The organism is Paractinoplanes aksuensis, from assembly GCF_024137025.1.
Lineage (GTDB): Bacteria > Actinomycetota > Actinomycetes > Mycobacteriales > Micromonosporaceae > Actinoplanes > Actinoplanes aksuensis.
In genome coordinates this window covers 1-19594 of the sequence record NZ_JAMYJR010000063.1, presented here as the reverse complement: position 1 = coordinate 19594, position 19594 = coordinate 1, and the positions used below count along the sequence as shown (strand labels likewise).

Genomic DNA, 19594 nt, shown 5'->3' with positions numbered 1-19594 from the left:
GACCTGTCATGAACCATCCGAAGCCCACGGTCGTCCTCGTCCTCGGCGCTTTCACCGATGCCTCCAGCTTCGCCCGGATCGTGCCGGAACTGCTCGACGCGGGGATCCCGGTGCTCGCTCCGCCAGTGTCCTTGCGTTCCCTGGTCCGCGATGCCGCGGCCGCGGCGACCGCCACGATCCCAGGGGACCGGTCGGCATGAACAAAGATCCACAACTGTGTCCGTTGCGCGGCCGCGATCGTGAGCTCGCAGTGCTCTCCGAGCGGCTGGCCGCCTTGGCCGGCGGGCGCGGCTCGACCGTCGTGGTCACAGGAGCACCCGGGACCGGCAAGTCGCGGCTCCTGCTCGAGGCGGAACGGCTGTCCCGGCCGTACGGCCTGCGGGTCCTGCGGGTCTCCGGCGAGCCCGACGCGGCCGTGATGCCCGGCGAGGGATTGCTGCGCGCCCTGCTCGCGGGGCCCGAGCCGGTGCTCGACGCGGCCAGGGCCCGGGCCCTGGCCACCCGTCCCGACCACCGCTACTGGCTGCTGCAAGAAGTGCAGGAGGGGCTGGAAAGAGTCGCCGCCCGCCGGCCGGTGCTGCTGCTGGTCGACGACCTGCAGTGGTGCGACGACCTGACGATGCTGGCGCTGCGGGCGCTGCCCGGACGGCTGGCCGGCGTGGCGATCACCTGGTTGTTCGCCGGGCGTCCGGGCGACGACAACGCCGGCTACACCGAGACGCGGGCCCGGCTCGAGGCGTCCGGCGCGACCACCGTGCGGCTGGATCGACTGGACGACGACGCGGCGGCTCAGATGGCGCGCGATGTGCTCGGCGACGAGGCCTCGCTGGCGGTGCTCGCGCTGGTCGGCGGGGCCGGCAACAACCCGTTGCTGATCAGCGAGCTGTTGTCCGGCATCCGGGGCGAGGGCCGGACCGACCTGCCCGCCCGGTTCGGCACTCTGGTCGGTCGCCGCCTGGGCCGGTTGACCCCCGACGGGCGGGCGGTGCTCGAGGTGGCCGCGGTATTGTCGCGCCGGATCGATGTGCCCTTCCTCGGCGCAGTGCTGCGCCGACCGCCGGCCACACTGGTCACCCCGCTGCGGGAGGCGCAGGTCGAGGATCTGGTCCACACCGACGAACAAGACCTGGTGTTCCGGCACGATCTGATCCGGGAGGCCGTACGGGCCACCGTCCCGGCCGCGGTGAGCCGGGCCATCCGGCGCGAGGCGGCCGACCTTGCAGCCGAGTTCGGTCATTCACCGGCCGAGGTCGCCGCTTTGCTGACCGACAGCGCCGAACCCGGCGACGAGGAGGCGGTCGCCACCCTGCGCCGGGCCGCGGCGGAACTGGCCCTGGGGGCGCCGTCACGGGCCGCCGACCTCAGCCGGCGCGCGCTGGCCCTCACCGCGGAGTACTCGCCGGCCCACCGGGCGATCACCGTGGAGACGATCCGGCTGCTGTGGCTGGCCGGGCGGGCCGCCGAGGCGACCGCCCTGGGGCACACACTGCTGGTCGACGGCATCGACTCGGCCACCGAGGCGTCGGCTCGGCTCGGCCTCGCCGCGGCCAGCAGCCAGTACTCGTTCGCCGAGGCCGTACTGCAGTGTGAGATCGCGGTCGGGTCCGCCGCCCTGCCGTTGGCCGGCCGGGCCCAGGCCCTGGCGCTGATGGGCGTCAACCTGACGATGATGGGCGACTTCGACCGGGCCGACGAGGTGCTCGGCCGTGCGCTGGCCGCGGCGGCCGCAGCGGGCGACGACGGCGCCCGGGCGGTCGGACTGGCCTCGTCCTCGGTCTCCGCGCTGTACCACCACCGCTGGCAGCAAGCGGTGGAGCTGGCCGACGAGGCCGTCGCGCTCTCCCGGACCGTCCGCTCGGACCAGATCCTGTGGGGCGCGGTGCAATGGCGCAGCTGGCTGGACTCGCTGGGCGGGCGGCCCGACCGGGCACTGCAGTCGGCGGCCGAAGGCATGCGGACGGCCCAGCACGACGGGCAGGCCTGGCTGGTGCGGCAGTGGAGCCTGGACCGGTGCCGGCTGCTCTACGACGCCGGGCGGCTGGCCGACGCCCAGGCCGAGGCCGAGGGCGTCCTGGCCATGGCCGACGAACTGGGGGCCGGCAACTACGCCGACTGCACCGCGCTGACGATCGCGGCCCGGGTGGCCCTGCACACCGGAGATCTGGCCGCGGCGCACCGCTACGACGCCGAGGCCGAACGGATGCGGACCGACCGCGCTCCCCTGGTCCGCCGGGCCGGCGCCTGGCTCGGGGTGCTGGTCGCGGTCGCGCACAGCCGCAGCCCAGCGCGCATCCGCGAGCTTCTGGTCCAGGGCGCGGCCGCGATCGGGAGCGTCGGCCCGGCACTGGGGACGCCGGTCGATCCGGCGGACGACGTCACGTTCGTCCGCATCGCGGTCGCGATCGGCGAGCCGGATTGGGCCGAGCGCGCGGTGACAGTGGCCGAGAAGCGGGCCGCCGCCAACCCCGGCTTCCCGTTCCTGGCGGCGACCGCCGACCACGCCCGGGGCCTGCTGGCGGGCGACTCGGACCGCATCTCCGACGCGATCGAGATCTACCGGCAGTTCCCCCGCTCGTTGCCGCTGGCTGCGGCCCTGGAGGACCTGGCCGCGACGACCGGCGAGCAGTCCCGGCCCGCGCTCGAGGAGGCGCTGTCCCTGTACGAGTCGACCGGCGCCATCCGCGACGCGGCCCGGGTGCGCAGCGCACTGCGCAAGGTCGGTGTGCGCTGGCGGGGAACCCGCTCGTCGAGCCGGCCCGGCGACCGCTGGTCGCTGCTGACCGCGACCGAGGCCGCGGTGGTCGAGAAGGTCGCCGCCGGTGCCACCAACCGGCAGGTGGCGACGGCCATGTTCCTGTCGCCACACACGGTCAGCACCCACCTGCGGCACGCCTTCAGCAAGCTGGACATCAACTCGCGGGTGGAACTGGCTCGCCTGTTCGCGCAGCGCACATGAGCACGGCGATCGCCATCAGTGCCGGCACCACGAGGGCCCGCTCGCCCACCAGAGCGGCTCCGGCCGCACCGAGCAGGCCGCCCGCGATGAACCCGGCGAGCAGCGGCCAGCTCTGACCCCACCGGTGCCGGGCCGCCCGGTCCCGGCCGCGCGAACGCAGGACGTCGGTGGCCGCGATGGTCCCGGCGACCAGGCTCAGGGCGACGGCACGCATGGCTGGTGGTGGCGGGTCCGCAGCACGACCTTGCCGATGGTCCGGCCGGACTCCAGCAGCTCATGGGCCCGGCCGGCCTCCGCCAGCGGGAAGACCGTGTCGACCACGGCCCGGATCGCACCAGCGGCGACGAGCGGCAGGACGTCGCGGGTGACTCCGGCGACGATCGCCGCCTTCTGCCGGGCCGGGCGGGCGCGCAGCAGGGTGGCCGAGATGCTGGCCCGCCGCGACAGCAGCGCCCCGAGGTCGAGCGTGACCGGGCCGACCGACCCACCGATGATCACCAGGTGCCCGTCCGGTCCGAGGCACTCCAGGTTGCGCCGCAGATACGGGGCGCCGACGACGTCGAGAATCGCGTCGACGCCGCGGCCGTCGGTCGCGCCGAGCGTGGCGGCGACAAAATCGTCCTCACGGTAATTGACCGCCCCCATCGCGCCGAGTTCGATGGCGGCCGCCGTCTTGGCCGGGCTGCCCGCGGTGGCGATGACCCGGGCCCCGATCGCCGCCGCCCACTGGATGGCGAACGATCCGATTCCGCCCCCGGCCCCGTGGACCAGCACGGTCTGTCCCTCGGCGAGGCCGGCGATCATGGCCAGATTCGAGTACACGGTGCAGGCGACCTCGGGCAGGGCCGCCGCCTCGACCATGCTCAGGCCGGCCGGGATCGTCATCACCTGCGCGGCCGGCGCGAGAGCCTCCTCGGCATACCCGCCCCCGGCGAACAGGGCGCACACCTGGTCGCCCGGCCGCCAGTCGGTCACGTCGCGGCCGACCGCGGTTATCGTGCCCGCGCACTCGAGGCCGAGCCCGGGCGGCGCGTCGGGCGGGACCGGGTACTGCCCGCGGCGTTCGAGCAGATCGGCGTTGTTCACGCCGGCCGCCGCGACCTCGATCCGCACCTCGTCCGGGCCGGGTTCGGGCCGTTCGACGGGCACCAGGCGCAGCACACCCGGCGGGCCCGGGTGGTCGAACCGTATCGCTGAAGGCAAGGGGGTGCTCCTTTCGCCGGGGTCCGAGTGACCGGCGCGGGCAGGTGCGCCCCCGCCGGTCACCCCGCGCCTCAGTGCTCGTCGTAGTGGTCGTCGTGCCGGGCGTGCGCGTGCGTGTCGTGCAGGTAATCGACGTGGTCGCCGTGCACGACCGGCTCGTGACCACAACCCTCGCCGTGCTCGTGCGCGTCGACGGTGTGGTGCTGCGGGTGCGTGTCTTCGGTCGTCATGCGGCGGCCCGGGCGATCGCGGCGTTGGCGATGCTCTGGGCGTAGTGCGGGGTCTCGAGCTTGCAGTGCTCGCCGGACGCGTGCTGGCGGGCCGCGGCGGCGTCCTCGAACGTCTGCCCGCTCGCGATGATGAACTTCAGGAAGTCCTCGGTCGGGTGCGACGTCACGGTGTTCACGTAGCGCAGCTGGTCGCCCTGGAGCTGCTCCATGCCGAGCTCCCAGATGACCTGCGTGGTGGTCCAGCCGGCCGCCGAGAACACGTCGGAGAGCGACACCATCTTGCAGTAGTGCGGCGTCGCCACCTCGAAGCGGTACTGCTGGATGACCAGCCCGGTGCCGATCATCTCAACGTTGATCGACATCGGGGTGCCGTCGTCGTCCACCGTGTAGCCCGCGGCCTTGTGGTCGCCCGGGGCGCACCGCTGGTACTCGTGGGTCGGCAGCGTCTTGAGCCACTGCTCGATGTCGACGTGCTCGAACGGCGCGGTGACGTCGGCCGTGACAACGGCCTGCGAGAGCACCAGGTCGTCGCGGATGAGAACGCTCATCGAATCTTCCTTCCGGTTGTGCCGGGGTTTCCCGGCGCGGGTCTGGCACCCGCAATTCGGAAGGTAGATCCGGGCCCGGGACCGCCACATCACCCGCGGTACGCGGCCACATCGCACGGGCGCCGCCGGCGGCGTCCCGCAGGGTGCAATCCCACCACCGCTCCGCCACCCGGCATGGTGAATTCGCTGCCCCGGACCCCGTCGAGCCCACTGTGATCTGGACGACCCCTACCAGCCCCGCTCGGCCGCCTCGACCTTTGGCGTCACTCCGCCACCGCGCACGACCTGGTCGAGCGGGGCCGGACCATCGGCAAGGTGGTTCTCGTGCCCTGAGGAACCCGGTCAGCGACCGTGCCGGACGTCGTTCGGTGGGTGCTCGCGTACGTAGTCGTCGAGCCGGCCGCCGCGCAGGGCGGCGAACAGTTCGCGGCTCTGCGCGAGGTCGGGCACCATCACCGCGCCGACGCCCGGAACGTCCCGGTTCTCGGCGATGGGCACTGTCATGAAAGTCAGGTCTTTCGCGCGCAGGTGCCGCAGCGTGAACGCCAGGCGCTGCACCGGCATGCGCCGGTCGACGGTGAGCATGCCGGACGCGGTCCGGACCAGCCGGTCGAGCTTCAGCGGGTCGGTCAGCAGGTTCTGGTCGGCGATCTTCTCGGCCAGCGCCCGCAGATACTGCTGGTGCCGCTTCGACCGGTCGAGGTCGTCGTTGGGCAGGCCGCGGCGCTGCCGCACGTAGTACTCGGCGAGCTTGCCGTCGAGGTGCACCGTCCCGGCCGGGAAGGCGACGCACCGCCGGGACCGGCCCTGCGGGTCGGTGCACGGCGCCGACGGGTACGGGCTGTCCTCGGGCAGGAAGCGGTAGGAGTCGACGCTCCTCTTGTCGATGGTGACGTCGACCCCGCCGACCAGATCGGTCAGCGTGCGGATGCCGGCGAAGTCGATGATGACCGGCCAGTCGACCGTCACCCCGGTGAACTGGTTGAGCGTCTGCACGAGCCGGGGCGCGCCGCCCCACGCGTAGGCCGCGTTGACCTTGTTCCGCGATCCCCGCCCGCCGTCGGCCGTGGCGATCGGCAGGTACGTGTCGCGCGGGATCGAGATGACGTACGCCTTGCCCGTGGACTTCGGGATGTGCACGAGGATGACGACATCGCTGCGCCCGTCCCCCGGTTCGCCTTTCGAGCGGCTGTCGGAACCGATGAGCAGCAGGTTCATCGGCCCCTTGACCTTGGGCGGCTCGGTCGGGGCGCCCGCCGGCCGCGACGGGGCGGGTGGCAGCAGGTCGGCCCGCTCGACCGCGCCCTCATAGCGGTGCGAGAGAGCGCGCGCCCCGGCCACGGCGGCCACTGATCCCGTGACGAGCACGACGACGACCACGGTGAGGATCAACCGCCAGCGTCTGCGCATCGCTTTCACACCCCCACGAAACGGTAGCCGGAATCGATGAGTATCGGCAGAGCTCCGCGCAAGGCTCGTACGGTCGGCGACCGGTCGCCGCCACCGTCATGGGTGAGCACGATCGACCGGTTCCCGACCTGGCCCAGGATCCTCGAGCGGATCCGGCCCGAACCGGGGTTGTCCCAGTCCCGCGGGTCGACGTCCCAGGCGATCGAGCTCTGCCCGAGCGCCGCGCAGACCTGGAAGACCGCGGGCGACCAGCTTCCGTACGGGGCCCGGAACAGCTCGGGTATCCGGCCGGTCGTAGCGGCCACCGTGTCGACCGCCCGGCCCACCTCGGTCCGCACCCGCCCGGCCGGCAACCGGTGGAGGTCGGCGTGGGACCAGGTGTGCGTGCCCACCGTGTGGCCGTCGTCGACAATGGACCTGATCAGCCCGGGATGACCGGCCGCCTCCTGCCCGACCACGAAGAACGTGGCCTTGATGTGGTGCTTGCGCAGCAGCTTGAGCACCTGCGGCGTGTACACCGGATGCGGGCCGTCGTCGAAGGTGAGCGCCACGACCTTCTGGCCCGGAACGGCCGGGACGACGTAGCGCGGCGCCTTCTGCACCGGGATGCGCGGCAGTCCCGTCGGCGTGGGTGAGGGGGACGGTGGCGGCGGCGAAGGTGGGAGCGTGGTCGGGGCAACGGGCGGAGCGGCCGTCCGGGGCTGGGGCTGGGCGCAGGCGCTGAGCAACGTCAGGCCCCCGAGGGCGAGGAGCACCCGCCTGCTGCCGGTCCACTGCTGGTCCGTCATGTCATCACCTCCGGCTCCGCGCGGTCGCCGCAGAGGGAGCGGCGATTCGTTCGCGGAGAACCGAAAGCTTGCTGAGCAGTTGTCAGGAATCGATCAGGCGCCGGTTGTGCCGGGGCTTTCTCACAATTGCGCCGCCGAGGTAACCAAAAGGCCGGCTCAGTCCGTCGTGGGCAGGTCGACCCGGATGTGCAGGCCGCCGTCGGCCGGGGCGGTGGCGGTGATGGTGCCGCCGTGGGCGCGCACGATCGAGCGGGCGATGGCCAGCCCCAGCCCGCTGCCCCCGCTGTGGTCGATGCGCCCGGTGGCCAGGCGGGTGAACGGCTCGAACAGGCGGGTCACGTCCTCGGCCGGGACCAGCGGGCCGGTGTTCTGCACGGTGAGCGCGCCGTCGGCCGGGCTGACGACGACCACCACCGATCCGCCGGGCCGGTTGTACTTGATGGCGTTGTGCACGAGGTTGCGGATCAGGCGCTCCAGCAGCACGCCGTCGCCCCTCACTTCGTACGGCCGCAATTCGGTTTTGATCTTGATGTCGGCGTCCTGCGCGGCCCGGGTGTGGGCGGTGACGACGTCGTCGGCGATGCGGTCGAGGCGGTGCGGGGTGCTCGAAGCGAGGCCCTGGTCGGCCTGGCTGAGCACGAGCAGACCCTCGATGAGGCGCTCGTTGCGGGAGTTGGTCTCGAGCAGCTGGCTCGCCAGCAGGGCCGACTGTTCCGGGGTCAGCGGCTCGGCCATGCCGACCTCGATCAGCGTGCGTTGCAGGGCCAACGGCGTACGCAGCTCGTGCGAGGCGTTGGCGGCGAAGCTGCGCTGCCCCTCGTAGCCGGCGGCGATGCCGTCCATCATCGTGTCCAGAGCCCGGCCCAGCCGGTTCATCTCGTCGCGGCCACGCCCGGGGCGGATCCGGTGCCCGAGGTTCTGGGGGCCGACCTGGGCGATGACCGGCAGGACCCGGCGCACGGGCACCAGCACCCACCAGATCAGCAGCGGCACGAACACCGAGGTCGCCGCCAGCACGACCCCGTACTGCACGAGGTTGTCGATCGGGATCTTGCGGGTGATCCGGCACGCCATGCCGTCGACGTCGTCGTAGCAGGGGTAGTAGCCGGGCCAATGCCAGGGCAGCTGGTGGTAGATGAAATCGGCGACGAAGACCCAGGTCACCGCCGCGGCGAGGGCGATGGTGAGCCGGGCCCGCAGTCCCATCAGTCCAGCCCGATGCGGTAGCCGGCCCGTGGCACCGTCTGCACGACCGGCGGCTCGCCGAGCTTGCGGCGCAGCGTCGACACGGTCACCCGCACGACGTTGCTGAACGGGTCGGCGTGCTCGTCCCACACCTGTTCCAGCAGGTCCTCGGTGCTGACCGCCTGGCCCTGGGCCCGCATCAGCGCGTGCAGGACGCCGAACTCCTTGTTGGTGAGCTCCAGCGCGCGGCCGTCCCGGCTGGCCGTACGGGTCGCGATGTCCACCACCACGCCGTCGCGCTCGAGCACCGGCGGCAGGGCCGGGGCCGTCCGCCGGGCCAGCGCCTGCACCCGGGCCACCAGCTCGGCGAAGGCGAACGGCTTGGTCAGGTAGTCGTCCGCGCCCAGGCTGAGCCCCTCGACCCGGTCGTAGACGCCGACGGCCGCGGTGAGCAGCAGCACCCGGGTCGTGAGCTGCCGCTCGGCGATCCACCGGCACACGTCGTCGCCCGTCCCGCCCGGCATGTCCCGGTCGAGCACGGCCACGTCGTACCGGTTGACCTGGATCTTCTCGATCGCCTGGCCGCCCTCGTAGGCCACGTCGACCGCCATGGCGGCCCGGCGCAGGCCCACCGCGATCGTGTCGGCCAGCAGCTTTTCGTCGTCCGCCACCAGTACTCGCACGTCGGCCATGCTTCCATGATCGGGATAAAGCGACGATAAGGATCAGGCCACCAGGAACGTTCCGGCCATGAAAACAACCAGGAACACTGCCTGCAGCGACGCACCGACCACCAGGATCGCGCGGTCGGCCGTCCGGTTGGCGCCCATGCGGGCCAGCAGCAGGAAGATGGCCACCGCTTCCATCGCGTAGCGCGCCGACGACTGCATCGAGCGGCCCCCGACCTCGGTCGACATCAGCATGACCAGGGTGATGGCCCCCTGCACCACGAGATACATCTGGTCCCGCCGGAACCGGAACGGGCCCTTCACGCACAGCACCAGCAGCACCACCGCGATCAGGATCGTGCCGGCGTCGACGATGGCGCCGAGGGTGTTCTTGTGGAGCAGCCCGTGCTCGGTCATCTGCCGGATCGAGATCAGCCACGCCTCGCCCGGGACCGTGTAGCGCCGGCCCCACTGGTCCTGGGCGATGCTGAACTGGACCGGGCTGCCCAGCTCGATCAGGCAGTAGACGCTGTAGGCGACGACCCCCAGCGGCACCAGGGCCAGCGCCAGCACGTCCCGGCGGGGCCGCCGGCCGACCTGGCGCACGTATTCGACGGCCAGCGGCAGGATCAGCAGCAGGCCGAACAGGCGGGTCGCCGACGACAGCGCGCCGAGCGAGCCCGCCAGCCACCAGTGCCCGCGGCGGGCGGCGTACAGCGCGCCCACCACCAGCAGCAGGAACAGCGACTCGTTGTAGCCGATGAACAGGAAGAACCCCATCGGGAAGACGGCGAGATACCAGGCCGCGCGCTGGGCCACCCGCGGCCCGAACTCGTGGTCGGCCAGCCGGTACAGCACGGCCAGGGCGCCGAACGCGGCCGCGTTGGCCACGACCAGGGCGCTGACCATCCCGTCGCCGGGCAGCAGCGGATCGAACACGTGGATCAGTAGCGGATAGAGCGGGAAGAACGCCGGGTAACCGGCGCTGAGGCCTACGTAGCCGCTCTCGGCGATCCGCACGTAGTGCTGGGCGTCCCAGTTGTTCCACCCGAGGAACGCCGACCAGAAATCAGGGGCGGGGCCGTTGCCCTCGTGGGTCAGCCAGGCGAGCGCGCTGACCAGCACGTGCACGACGATCGAGGCCGACCAGACCGCCGAGGCGGCCAGCCACGCCGGACGCCACTTCGATGTCGGGACCGGAATCTTGAGATCAACCTGTGGGCGTACGGCGGTCGCGGTCACAGCCGCACCTCGGCCGGGCGCCGGGCCACCGCGGAATCGAACGTCACCACGTACGCCGGACGCCCTTGGACCGAGGTGTAGATGCGCGCCACGTACTCACCGAGCAGGCCCAGACCCAGCAGCTGCAGCGCGCCGAGGAAGACCAGCGCCACGAACATCGACGTCCACCCCGGAACGACAGTGCCCCAGGCGTACGCGGCCAGGACGCCCCCGCCCATCAGCACGCACAACGCGACACCGGCCAGCCCCAGCCAGGTCGCGACCCGCAGCGGCGCCGCGGAGAACCCGGTGATGCTGTCCAGAGCCAGCCGGATCATCTTGCCCAGCGGATACTTGGACCGGCCGGCCGCGCGCACTTCCCGGGCGTACGACACCTCGCCGCTGGGCAGACCCAGCCAGGGAACCAGCAGCCGGTAGACGGGCAGTTGCTCCGGAAGCTCGGTCAGCGCGTCCACGGCGGTGCGGCTGAGCAGGCGGAAATCCCCGGCGTTGTGCGGCACGGCGGCCCCCACGACCCGCCGGATGAGGCGGTAGTAGAGCCCGGCCGACCAGCGCTTGAACATGCTGTCGGTGCTGCGATCGGTGCGCACCCCGTGCACGACGTCGAGGTTCTCGGCCCGGGCCAGCGCCAGCATGTCGGCGATGACCTCGGGCGGATCCTGCAGGTCGACGTCGATGCTGACCACGTATCGGCCGCGGGCCCGGTGCAGGCCCGCGGTGAGCGCGTTCTGATGCCCGGCGTTGCGGCGCAACCGCACGACCCGCAACTGCGGCCACTCCCGGCGCATCCGCTCCAGCACGGCCGGCGTCGCGTCCCGGCTGCCGTCGTCGACGGTCAGCACCTCGTACGAAACATCGAGCGCGTCGAGCACGGGCCGCAGCCGCGCGGCGAACAGCGGCAGCACATCCTGCTCGTTGAAAACCGGCACGACTACCGACAGTCCCGGACCCACGATCTCTGCATTCATGCCCACAACGGTGATCAGAGCCGGATAAGGCCCAGATAAGGCCGCTCCGGCTGGCACGAATCCGGGAGTTCACCCCACCGTCCGTAGCGGTCGTCAACTTCGGACAGTGACAATCAACCGCCGGCCGAGCACGGATTCGTGCCGGGCGGCACCTGGAAGGTAAGGCTCTCCTGGGCGGTGAAGGGGCGTCCGATGAGGTCGCAGCCGCGACGGAGCAGGGACTCCACGCCGATGGTCCAGCGCTGGGAAAAGGCCCCGGCGTCGGAACTGAGCAGGCTGCCGTCGGCCAGCGGCGTCAGCTTCATCACCTGATGGCCGGAGCCGGCCAGCACGACCAGCGCGGCGCCGGTGGCGACGTCGACCAGCCAGATGCTCCCGCCGTTGGTGCCGGCCGCCAGCGTACGACCCTCGTCGAGGAAGGCGAGCGCGCTGACGCCGGACGGGAGCGGGTCGCTGACAGCGCCGGCCCGGCCGGTCGCCGGGTCGACGAGGGACAGCCGGCCGTCCGGGCGGGCGACCGCGACAGTGCGGCCGTCCGCGGTCGCGGCCAGCGCGCTCACCCCGGTCAGGGCCTCGTCGATCGGGTCGGCCCGGCCGGTGAGCAGGTCGACGCGGACCGGAATCCGCCGGTCGTCGTCGGTGACCACGACGACGGTGGTCGGGTTCACGAAGGTGACGCCGACGTTGGCGCTGGGGCGAACCTCGATCACCGCCGGCTCGCCCGGTTGCGCCCCGGTCAGCGGCCAGACGACAAGCGCTCCCGAGGCCATCCCGATCAGCCGGTCGCCCGTGGGTGAGACGACCAGCCTCAGGAGCTTGCGGCCGCCGGGCACCGGAGTGCGGGTCATCCCGGACTCGGTCCACACGGTGAGGACGCCGGCTTCCCGTTGCACGAAGACGGTCTGCCCGTCGGCCGCGAGCTCGGAGACCCGCCCCAGCGCCGCGGTGATCGGCAGCGTCCGTGGCGACGCCGGCTCACCGTCGCTGCGGCGCAGCGTCAAGGTGAACCGGTCGGGCGCGGCCACAGCGTCCAGGACCGCGACCCGGCCCTGTCGTTCGGCGCTGGTGACGTACGTGTGAGGGCCGAAGGCCGCGCCGAGGGAGGCTGCCGGGTCACTGTCGAGCCGGCGGCGCGTGACGCCGCCGTCCGGTGCGGCCAGATAGAAGGATTTGCGGTCGGCGCCGACGTGGAGCAGGGCCCCCGGTTCGCCCCAGCTCGGCGAGGTGCCCAGGTGGCCGGCCGTGGCGCTGTCCCAGTAGCGGACGTTCCCGTCGGTCGCGGTCGACAGCAACGTGGTTCCGGCCTGCCCGAGGCTGACCACCGGTCCCGTGCGCGGCATGATCGTCTCCCGGCGCAGGTCGGTCGTCGCACGCAGCGGGTCGGTCGTGAAGATGCGGACCCGGCCGTCGTTGCTGCCGACCGCGAGCCGGTCGCCGCCGTTCAGGAAGAGCAGGCTCGACGCCGGCTGGGCGAAGTCGATCGGGACGTCGGCTGCGGCCGCGGGCCGCCGCTCGGCCACCTTGCCGTTCCGGACGAGGCTCACCCAACCGTCCTCGTCGGCCGCCGCCACCGACGAAGCGGCGGCCACGGCCCGCACGGCGGACGCACTCACCGGCACCGTCCAACTGATCCGGTCCCGGCTGATGTCCCAGCCGTGCACGGCGCCCGTGACGGTGCCGATCACCACCTGCTGCTGCGCGTCGCTCCAGGCCGACGCCGTGACCGGGCCCAGGCCCGGCGGCGCCGGCACGGGACGGCTCGACAGATCGGCCTCGACCAGCCGGAACGTGCCGTTGCGGCCGACGGCGAGGAAACGGCCGGCACTGATCGCGACGACCGACTGCTCGTGCAGGCCGGGATCGGTGATGATCGGCCGGACCGGCCGGCCCGCGGCCAGCGCGACCAGAGCGCCGTCGCTGCGGCCGACCACCACGAGGCCGTCGGAGTCGCGGACCGCCATCCCGGTCAGCCGGTGCGGGCCGGGCCGGGCGAGCACGTCGACCGGGCCGACGGCCTGCACCGCTCGCAGCGCGACGGCCCGGGCCTCGGGCAGCGCCGGATTGTGCCGCAGAGCCAGCCGGGCCAGCAGGAACGCGGTGTCCGGGTGGCTGTCGACCTGCAACCGGGCCGTGGCCGCCCACTGCTGGTCGAGGGCGGCGGCAGTCTGCGCGACGGAGCGGTCGCGCTGCTGCCCGGCCTGCCGGGTTGTCGCCACCGCCCCGGCCGTCGCGGTGAGAACGACGACGGCCAGGACGGCCAATGCGGTCCGGACCCGGCGGACCCGGCGCCGTTCACGGCGCAGCAACTGCTCGGTGCTCAGGCCGACCAGGGGCGCCAGCAGCTGGGCCGCGGCGTCGGTCAGCCGCGGATCGAAGCGGGCGAAGGACGTGGCGGGCAGCCAGCGCAGGTCGACCCAGCGCGGTTCGAGGGCCAGGGCCGGCTCCCAGCCGGTCGGCAGCGCGGTGCTGCGCTCGCGGTCGAACCGGCGCTCCGGCCCGGACCAGACCAGGTCGCCGTCGAGCACCGCCACGCCGGCCAGGTCGGGCTGCGGGCCCCCGGTCAGCACGGGTGCGAGCAGGGCGACGGTCGGACGATCGTCCGGGCGCTCGACCAGGACGAGCTCCGGCCGCGTCCGCCGCGGGCTGATCCGCAGCATCGCCCGGCGTAACTGCGCGGCGGCCCGCCGGTGCACGGCGGCGTGCAGCAGGCTCACGACCGGCATGGCCGCTGCCCGTCGACCTCGAACCGCCGGGCTTCGTCGTCGGTCAGCATCCGGCCCACCCATGCGCAGACTCGCGCACGTAGAGCCACGGTGTCCCACCGCACGCGCACCAGGCCGCCGTCCTCGTACACGGCGAGAACGTGGCCACCGATCCGCGCGAGGCCGCGGATGACGGCGTGCCCCCGCGACACGCTCGGCGTACGGGCTTCGAGGGTGACCGGGTCGTAGATCGCCAGTCCCGTGTACGCGGCCGCGACCACCAGCGTGTCGCCGTCGACGGCCAGGGCCACGACATCCTCGCCCGCGGCAGCGAAGGCGCCCTGATCGGCCAGCGTGGCCCCGTCGAGCAGCCGGACCCGGCCCCCGCGCTCGGTCAGCGCCAGCTGATCGCGGCCGTCCACCACGACCAGCCGCACCGGACCGGTCGACCTCGTGGTGGCGATGCGGGTCACCGCGGGGTCGACGCGGAAGAGATCGACGGCGCCGGTCGTGTCGATCGTGGCCACCCGGCCCGTGGGCAGCACCGCCAGATCGGTGACGGCGGCGGACCGGCCGGTGTCGAGATCGAGACGACCGCTGTCGCCCGGCCGGAACACGCCGGCCCGCGGGGAGACACCGTCGGCCGCCGCCAGAAGCCACCCGGAAGACGTCGGCGCCGCGCGCAGCAGCCGGACCGGGCCGGCGGTCCGGAGGCGACCGACCGGCCGGCCGTCGGTCAGCGCGTGCCGGACGATCGACCCGTCCGGTTGACGCATAACTATCTCGTCCGTGCCCGGCAGCAGCAGCCCCGGCCCCGGCAGTCGCATCGCGGCCGTGGCAGCGGCCTGGTCCGGCCGGAACGCCACTGCTTGGGCCCCGGCGCCGGACCCGGTCATCGCCTGCAGAACGACGCCCCGCCGTGGGGAAACGCCCAGCAGAGCCCGGGCATAGACCACTTCGCCACCGACCTTCGGCACGCCGGCGTCCTCGGTGAAAACCGGCGCCAGCGCAGCGACGTTGTATTTGTCCGGGGTGTTGGGCACCCACCGCACCGTTCCCCGCGGCAGGATGATCACCACCCCGCCGGTCCCACCGACGAACCCCACCGGAGCCGCGGGCAACGCGCTGTGGTTGATCCGGGCCGACACGAGTCCGGTCGACGGATCCACGCCGGTCAGCACACGGTCGGCCCCCGACGACAGGAACGTCTCGCCCTGCTGCCACCAGCCGATCGCGACCTCGACGCCCTGGTCGTGCCCCGGGACAAGTTCCTCGTTGGGCACCTCGACGATCGTCCCGGTGCGGCCGCGGTAGATCCGGACCCGGCCGACGGCGTCGGCCGTCGCCACGGCATCCCGGTCCGTCGCGACCGCCAGGCCGGTGACCGGCCGGGGCGGCTTCGTCTGCCACCGCCGGGTCAGTGCCGGGACGGACCAAGCCGACATCGTGTCGGCACCGGCCGCGTACACCGTCGACGTGCGCGGGTCGCCGGCCAGGGCGGTCACCTTCCCCATCCTCACGGTGGACCGCATGGCCAGACTGCCCGCGTCGAGACTGCTTACAGTGCCGTCCGAGCAGGCCAGAACCAGCATGCCGCCCGCCCTGGCCGCCGCGGTGACGTCGGCGCTCACCGCGACGACGCCCACCTTCCGGACCTCGCCGGGTCCCGCCACGGCGGCCACGTAGCCGCGCACGCCGACCGCCAGCACGGCCGAATCGCCCCCGTCGACCACGGCGGCGAGCGGTTCCGGCAGCCGTCCGGCCACCACCGGCGACGATCCCGGAGCCCAGTAGGTCAAGGTGCCGTCCGCGGCGCCCAGCACGAACCCGTCTCCCAGCACCGCCCCGGCGAACGGAGAGCTGGTCAGGGCCACGTCCGTGTACGGCGGAACGGCCAATTGCTCCTGGGCCGCGTTGGCCAGGGCATGCTCGGTCCGGGGTGAGGCGTGCCGGTCGTGCGCCGCGACGGCGAGCAGCCCGGCCAGTTGCGGATCGGTCAGCTGGAGGGCCTCGCTGCGCACCGCCAGGGCCGACGAGACGGCCAGGCGGCGGTCGCGATCGGCGGCCGCCGCGTACCGCCGGGAAACCACGGCCGCGGTGACCGAAGCGACGAAGGCCAGCACCACCACGACGGCCGCGGCGGCCAGCCCGACAGTCCGCCGGCGGCGGCGCCGGGCCACCACGGCGCCGAGGGTGTCGGCCGGCACGGAGTCGAGCAGCGCCGCCACCCGTACGGCCGTGTTGTCGCCGTCGAGGGGCACGATCTGCTCGGCCGGCACCCCGTCGGTGAGCCACTCGTGGCCGGGCCGGGGAAAGCCGTCCACGTCGACGATCACCATGTGCTGCGGGGACCGCTCGGCCCGCCACAACGCGACCTCGGCCCGCACCCATTCGCTGTCCAGGGAGCGGGTCGAGGCCACCACGACCAGCCATCGGGAGTCGCGCAGGGCCGCATCGATCGCCGACCGCAGATCCGGGCTGAACGCCATCTCGGTGACGTCGCGGAAGACGCGGCGCCGAGCCGGCCGATAGCTGGGCAACCCGGCCAGGGCGATCCGGCGTTGCAGCCGCGCGGCCAGCTGCGCATCGGGCCCGTGACTGTACGAGAGGAAGGCGTCGTAGGCGTACGAGCGCCCGTCGTCGGCCATGCCGTCCCCTCCCCTGCGCCACCGCCCACACCATGGCGCGACCGCGCGAGCGCCACGGCCCACCGAGCGGTCGAACATGGACGGTGACCGGCCACTCCTCCCTATGACTATCGACGGAAACGGGACGGCCGAACGGACTTTCCGTCCGGCCTACGCGTACGTCGGTGAGCCCTCGATCAGGTCGTCGGCGAAGGCGGCGACGTCGGTGCCGGTGACCTCCAGGACGCCGCGGCCGGAGGCGGCACTCTCTTCGAAGAACTCGAGGAGACCGGTGAGCAGGTCGATCGAACCGACCTTGAACAGGTAGCGCTGGATCTCGCCGTAGACGATCCGGTAGTCGGGCGGGAGCATCTTGACCCGGGCGACGTGGGCCCGCCACTGCTTCTTGCCGTCGATGATGTCGCGGATGCTCATGTCAGCCCCCCCAGCCGGGCCAGTTTGCGGGCGACGTCGCGGTTCAGCTGCTCGCGCCGACGGTCGCGGTAGGTGCGGGCGCCGGCCCCGCCGGCCAGGGCCGTGGTGAAACCGGCGATGTCGTCGCCGAGCACCTCGTTGGCGCTCTGACCGTCGGCTGCGGCCTCCTCGAGCAGCGCGAGGGCAGCGTCCGCGATGGGGGTGAGGTTGCGGCCGGTGAAACTGCCGTACGCCATGAGGTGCTGAACGATCCGGCCCCACGCCGCCTGATGGTCGGGCGACAGCGCCGCGGCCCGCGCCGCGAAGGCCTTCCAATCCCGGTTCAGGTCGCCGCCCGTGACGGTTTCCCAGATGCTCATGCCCCGCCCTCCTTGAGTTTGTCGATGCGCGCGGAGACGTACTGCCACTTGGCCCAGAACATCGCCAGCTCCCCGCGCCCGGCGTCGTTGAGCGCATAGAACTTGCGCGGCGGGCCCACTTCGGACGTTCGCTTGGTCACCCGCACCAGCCGATTCCGCTCCAGCCGCACCAGAATCGTGTAAACCGTGCCCTCCACGACATCAGCAAACCCGAGATCGTTGAGCCGGCGCGTGATGGCGTAACCATAGGTCTCCTCGCGCCCGATGATCTCGAGCACGCATCCCTCGAGCGTGCCTTTCAACATCTCGGTGAGGTCTTCCACCGCTGACCCTTTCAACCCGGTACCTCGTATCACTCAGTACCGGTACAACGTACCACCGAGTACCGGTGGCGCAAAGAGGGGCATCGCGAGTCAGAGCAGCCCTTCGAGGCGCTCCTTGAGGAAGGACGCGCTGATCAACTCGAAGTGATCGTTCTGGCAGCACTCGAGGCTGTTGACGTCCAGCCCGCGATCGTCGGCGCCCTGACTGACCTGGCTGAACAGATACTCGTAGTTGTACGACAGGATCACGTGAACGCCGCCGGTGGCCCTGATCAGCCGGCCCAGACAGTCGAGGAACCGCGCGGGCGAGTCGACGTCCCACTTCTGCACGACCTCGGTGGCGTGCCGCTGCACCTGCGCGAAGTTCTTGTCCAGGATCTTGTAGAGGTACTCGCAGAGATACCGGAATTCCTCGAGTTGCGAAGCCGAGCCGAGAAGCTCGAGCAGCTTCTCGGGGTTGGCCTGGTCGACCCGGGCGATCCGCGACGAGATGGTCGTGGTGCGCCGGTCGATGTTCGGATCGAGCAGCAAAGCCTTGTGAATGCTGATGTTCGCGAGAATCCTCTTCTCGGACCGCCGGGTGTACTCGTCGAGAAACAAGATCATGTCGGCGCCGAACGAGAACCCGACGATCGTCATCCGCTTCTTCGGGTACATCCGGTGCAGCCGGTCGAGCGCGTAGGCCAGCAGCGCCATGTGCGAGTCGAGCGAGATCACGCCGTAATGATCGTCGTCCTTCTCGGTGTCGTTGAAGCCGTAGAACGTCAGCGCGACGCAGTGGTAGCGGCTCTCCACCATGTAGGGCCGGAAGTCGAAGGCGTCCAGACCGAGCCCGTGCAGGAAGACGATGAGGTCGGACGAGTCGCGTTTCGCCTCCAGGTAGTGCAACTCACGCCCGATCACCTTTTCGTCGATCGGCCGGTCGATGAAGTCCGCGACCCCGGGTTGGATCGCGATCGTCCCGCCCGTCACGGTCGATTGTTGCCGGCGCTTGATCGACCACCGGTAGAAAATAGCTGTCGTCCCGCCCGCTACGACGGCGGTGACCACCCCGGAGACCAACGTGGCGTTGACATCACCGAAGTTCTCCAGCCCGGCCCGGAACTCGGCGGAGTACAGATTCGTCGCGATGCCGATGACACTGCCGAGAGCGCCGGAGGCCAAGGCCAGCCACGGCGGAATGCGGAGCCGGGCGGAAGGGGCGGTGTCGGAACGCTGATCGCCCGGGCTGTTCACAGAAACGCCTCCTCATGGGTCCGTGAGGACGGGGTGGCGCGCGACGAACGACTCGAAATCGTCGAGCGGGAGCACGTCGCCGCGAAAATGGCCGTCCGAAACCAAACACACTCGTTGTGGAGACGACTGGGAGTCGTCGTAGACCGTTACGGTGCAGCCCGGCTTGGTCAATTCCGCCACGGGCTCCGTGACAACGATTATTCCTGGTGGGCGCAAGGTCCGGCGCAAAACCTCGATCACCAAAGCTCGGCGCTCCGGTTCGATCTCGTAAAGGACATAACTGAGATTGACCGCGTTGATCCGATGATGCCGCACAAATCGGGCCAGGTCGCGCCGCTCCAGGATGTCGAATTCGTGATAGCGCACGGAGGCTTCCCTGACCTCGGGCGCATCGAGGGAGAGTTCGAGCTCGCGATAGAGATCCGCATAGTAATCGGTGGCTCCGTAGCAGGCTTGCACCCATTGATCATCCGGTCGCGGACCCCGATCCACGCCATGCCGGGCCGCCAGCGGAATGGGCTGGAAGAGCGGCTGCCGGCCGTTCCACCGAAGATCCGCGCTGAACCGGTCGAACAGGATCAGTGAGTTCAGTTGGCGCGGCAGCACACCCAGGCCGGTTCCGAGGTCGGCGAAGTTGACGGCGAGTTCAGCCGGTCGTAGCATTTGATCTTGGTGGTTTGGTGGGACAGGATGCCCGCCGTGCGTTTGATGCTG

The 19594-nt window shown here is 71.7% G+C and carries 19 protein-coding genes; 2 read left to right on the top strand and 17 right to left on the bottom strand.

The window, feature by feature from the left end; genetic code table 11:
• Window positions 1-8 precede the first annotated feature (8 nt).
• Together M1L60_RS44775 and M1L60_RS44770 are read left to right on the top strand one after the other, a co-directional pair.
• Window positions 9-200 carry a hypothetical protein gene (locus M1L60_RS44775; RefSeq protein ID WP_253243718.1) on the top strand — a complete coding sequence of 64 codons (192 nt, stop codon included), beginning with the start codon at window positions 9-11 and terminating at the stop codon, window positions 198-200.
• Entirely contained in the window at window positions 197-2956 is a 2760-nt protein-coding gene (locus M1L60_RS44770) for an ATP-binding protein (RefSeq protein WP_253243717.1), read from the top strand. The genes M1L60_RS44775 and M1L60_RS44770 overlap by 4 nt, the downstream gene beginning before the upstream one ends.
• On the opposite strand, the gene M1L60_RS44765 is transcribed toward M1L60_RS44770, so the two are convergent.
• The 17 genes from M1L60_RS44765 to M1L60_RS44685 all read right to left on the bottom strand — a co-directional run.
• Window positions 2910-3170 (bottom strand): hypothetical protein, encoded by a 261-nt coding sequence (locus M1L60_RS44765; RefSeq protein WP_253243716.1) that lies wholly within the window; start codon window positions 3168-3170, stop codon window positions 2910-2912. The genes M1L60_RS44770 and M1L60_RS44765 overlap by 47 nt on opposite strands.
• Window positions 3152-4159: an NAD(P)H-quinone oxidoreductase gene (locus M1L60_RS44760; protein ID WP_253243715.1), complete on the bottom strand. Its 1008-nt coding sequence runs from the start codon at window positions 4157-4159 to the stop codon at window positions 3152-3154. The genes M1L60_RS44765 and M1L60_RS44760 overlap by 19 nt, the downstream gene beginning before the upstream one ends.
• Before the next feature lie 71 nt (window positions 4160-4230).
• Window positions 4231-4389 carry a hypothetical protein gene (locus M1L60_RS44755; RefSeq protein WP_253243714.1) on the bottom strand — a complete coding sequence of 53 codons (159 nt, stop codon included), beginning with the start codon at window positions 4387-4389 and terminating at the stop codon, window positions 4231-4233.
• A complete protein-coding gene (locus M1L60_RS44750) occupies window positions 4386-4937 on the bottom strand; it encodes a hypothetical protein (RefSeq protein ID WP_253243713.1) in 552 nt (183 codons plus the stop codon). Before M1L60_RS44750 ends, M1L60_RS44755 begins: the two co-directional genes overlap by 4 nt.
• Window positions 4938-5279: 342 nt before the next feature.
• On the bottom strand, window positions 5280-6347 hold the full coding sequence (locus tag M1L60_RS44745) for an LCP family protein (protein ID WP_253243712.1): 1068 nt from the start codon (window positions 6345-6347) through the stop codon (window positions 5280-5282).
• Between the two features lie 5 nt (window positions 6348-6352).
• Window positions 6353-7135 (bottom strand): polysaccharide deacetylase family protein, encoded by a 783-nt coding sequence (locus M1L60_RS44740; protein WP_253243711.1) that lies wholly within the window; start codon window positions 7133-7135, stop codon window positions 6353-6355.
• Between the two features lie 156 nt (window positions 7136-7291).
• A complete protein-coding gene (locus tag M1L60_RS44735) occupies window positions 7292-8341 on the bottom strand; it encodes a sensor histidine kinase (RefSeq protein WP_253243710.1) in 1050 nt (349 codons plus the stop codon).
• The gene (locus M1L60_RS44730; RefSeq protein WP_253243742.1) at window positions 8341-9003 is read right to left on the bottom strand and encodes a response regulator transcription factor; all 663 of its coding nucleotides are present in this window, start codon (window positions 9001-9003) and stop codon (window positions 8341-8343) included. Before M1L60_RS44730 ends, M1L60_RS44735 begins: the two co-directional genes overlap by 1 nt.
• Before the next feature lie 42 nt (window positions 9004-9045).
• Window positions 9046-10230 (bottom strand): mannosyltransferase family protein, encoded by a 1185-nt coding sequence (locus M1L60_RS44725; protein WP_253243709.1) that lies wholly within the window; start codon window positions 10228-10230, stop codon window positions 9046-9048.
• Window positions 10227-11198 (bottom strand): glycosyltransferase family 2 protein, encoded by a 972-nt coding sequence (locus tag M1L60_RS44720; RefSeq protein WP_253243708.1) that lies wholly within the window; start codon window positions 11196-11198, stop codon window positions 10227-10229. Before M1L60_RS44720 ends, M1L60_RS44725 begins: the two co-directional genes overlap by 4 nt.
• A gap of 113 nt (window positions 11199-11311) precedes the next feature.
• The gene (locus tag M1L60_RS44715; protein WP_253243707.1) at window positions 11312-13921 is read right to left on the bottom strand and encodes a WD40 repeat domain-containing protein; all 2610 of its coding nucleotides are present in this window, start codon (window positions 13919-13921) and stop codon (window positions 11312-11314) included.
• The gene (locus M1L60_RS44710) at window positions 13909-16548 is read right to left on the bottom strand and encodes a TIR domain-containing protein (protein ID WP_253243706.1); all 2640 of its coding nucleotides are present in this window, start codon (window positions 16546-16548) and stop codon (window positions 13909-13911) included. The genes M1L60_RS44715 and M1L60_RS44710 overlap by 13 nt, the downstream gene beginning before the upstream one ends.
• A gap of 150 nt (window positions 16549-16698) precedes the next feature.
• Window positions 16699-16962: a DUF1048 domain-containing protein gene (locus M1L60_RS44705; protein ID WP_253243705.1), complete on the bottom strand. Its 264-nt coding sequence runs from the start codon at window positions 16960-16962 to the stop codon at window positions 16699-16701.
• Entirely contained in the window at window positions 16959-17321 is a 363-nt protein-coding gene (locus M1L60_RS44700; RefSeq protein ID WP_253243704.1) for a DUF1048 domain-containing protein, read from the bottom strand. Before M1L60_RS44700 ends, M1L60_RS44705 begins: the two co-directional genes overlap by 4 nt.
• On the bottom strand, window positions 17318-17644 hold the full coding sequence (locus tag M1L60_RS44695) for a PadR family transcriptional regulator (RefSeq protein ID WP_253243703.1): 327 nt from the start codon (window positions 17642-17644) through the stop codon (window positions 17318-17320). Before M1L60_RS44695 ends, M1L60_RS44700 begins: the two co-directional genes overlap by 4 nt.
• Before the next feature lie 90 nt (window positions 17645-17734).
• Window positions 17735-18880 carry an alpha/beta fold hydrolase gene (locus M1L60_RS44690; RefSeq protein ID WP_253243702.1) on the bottom strand — a complete coding sequence of 382 codons (1146 nt, stop codon included), beginning with the start codon at window positions 18878-18880 and terminating at the stop codon, window positions 17735-17737.
• Window positions 18881-18892: 12 nt separating this feature from the next.
• The coding region (locus M1L60_RS44685; RefSeq protein ID WP_253243701.1) for a hypothetical protein at window positions 18893-19594 on the bottom strand (702 nt) is incomplete at its 5' end.

What these genes read in the sequence shown, in the direction of transcription:
- M1L60_RS44705 (WP_253243705.1), bottom strand. Translation starts at nt 16,962, where the DNA reads ATGAGCATCCGCGACATCATCGACGGCAAGAAGCAGTGGCGGGCCCAC.
- M1L60_RS44745 (WP_253243712.1), bottom strand. Translation starts at nt 6,347, where the DNA reads ATGCGCAGACGCTGGCGGTTGATCCTCACCGTGGTCGTCGTCGTGCTC.
- M1L60_RS44735 (WP_253243710.1), bottom strand. Translation starts at nt 8,341, where the DNA reads ATGGGACTGCGGGCCCGGCTCACCATCGCCCTCGCCGCGGCGGTGACC.
- M1L60_RS44715 (WP_253243707.1), bottom strand. Translation starts at nt 13,921, where the DNA reads ATGCCGGTCGTGAGCCTGCTGCACGCCGCCGTGCACCGGCGGGCCGCC.
- M1L60_RS44755 (WP_253243714.1), bottom strand. Translation starts at nt 4,389, where the DNA reads ATGACGACCGAAGACACGCACCCGCAGCACCACACCGTCGACGCGCAC.
- M1L60_RS44750 (WP_253243713.1), bottom strand. Translation starts at nt 4,937, where the DNA reads ATGAGCGTTCTCATCCGCGACGACCTGGTGCTCTCGCAGGCCGTTGTC.
- M1L60_RS44770 (WP_253243717.1), top strand. Translation starts at nt 197, where the DNA reads ATGAACAAAGATCCACAACTGTGTCCGTTGCGCGGCCGCGATCGTGAG.
- M1L60_RS44765 (WP_253243716.1), bottom strand. Translation starts at nt 3,170, where the DNA reads ATGCGTGCCGTCGCCCTGAGCCTGGTCGCCGGGACCATCGCGGCCACC.
- M1L60_RS44720 (WP_253243708.1), bottom strand. Translation starts at nt 11,198, where the DNA reads ATGAATGCAGAGATCGTGGGTCCGGGACTGTCGGTAGTCGTGCCGGTT.
- M1L60_RS44740 (WP_253243711.1), bottom strand. Translation starts at nt 7,135, where the DNA reads ATGACGGACCAGCAGTGGACCGGCAGCAGGCGGGTGCTCCTCGCCCTC.
- M1L60_RS44700 (WP_253243704.1), bottom strand. Translation starts at nt 17,321, where the DNA reads ATGAGCATCTGGGAAACCGTCACGGGCGGCGACCTGAACCGGGATTGG.
- M1L60_RS44775 (WP_253243718.1), top strand. Translation starts at nt 9, where the DNA reads ATGAACCATCCGAAGCCCACGGTCGTCCTCGTCCTCGGCGCTTTCACC.
- M1L60_RS44710 (WP_253243706.1), bottom strand. Translation starts at nt 16,548, where the DNA reads ATGGCCGACGACGGGCGCTCGTACGCCTACGACGCCTTCCTCTCGTAC.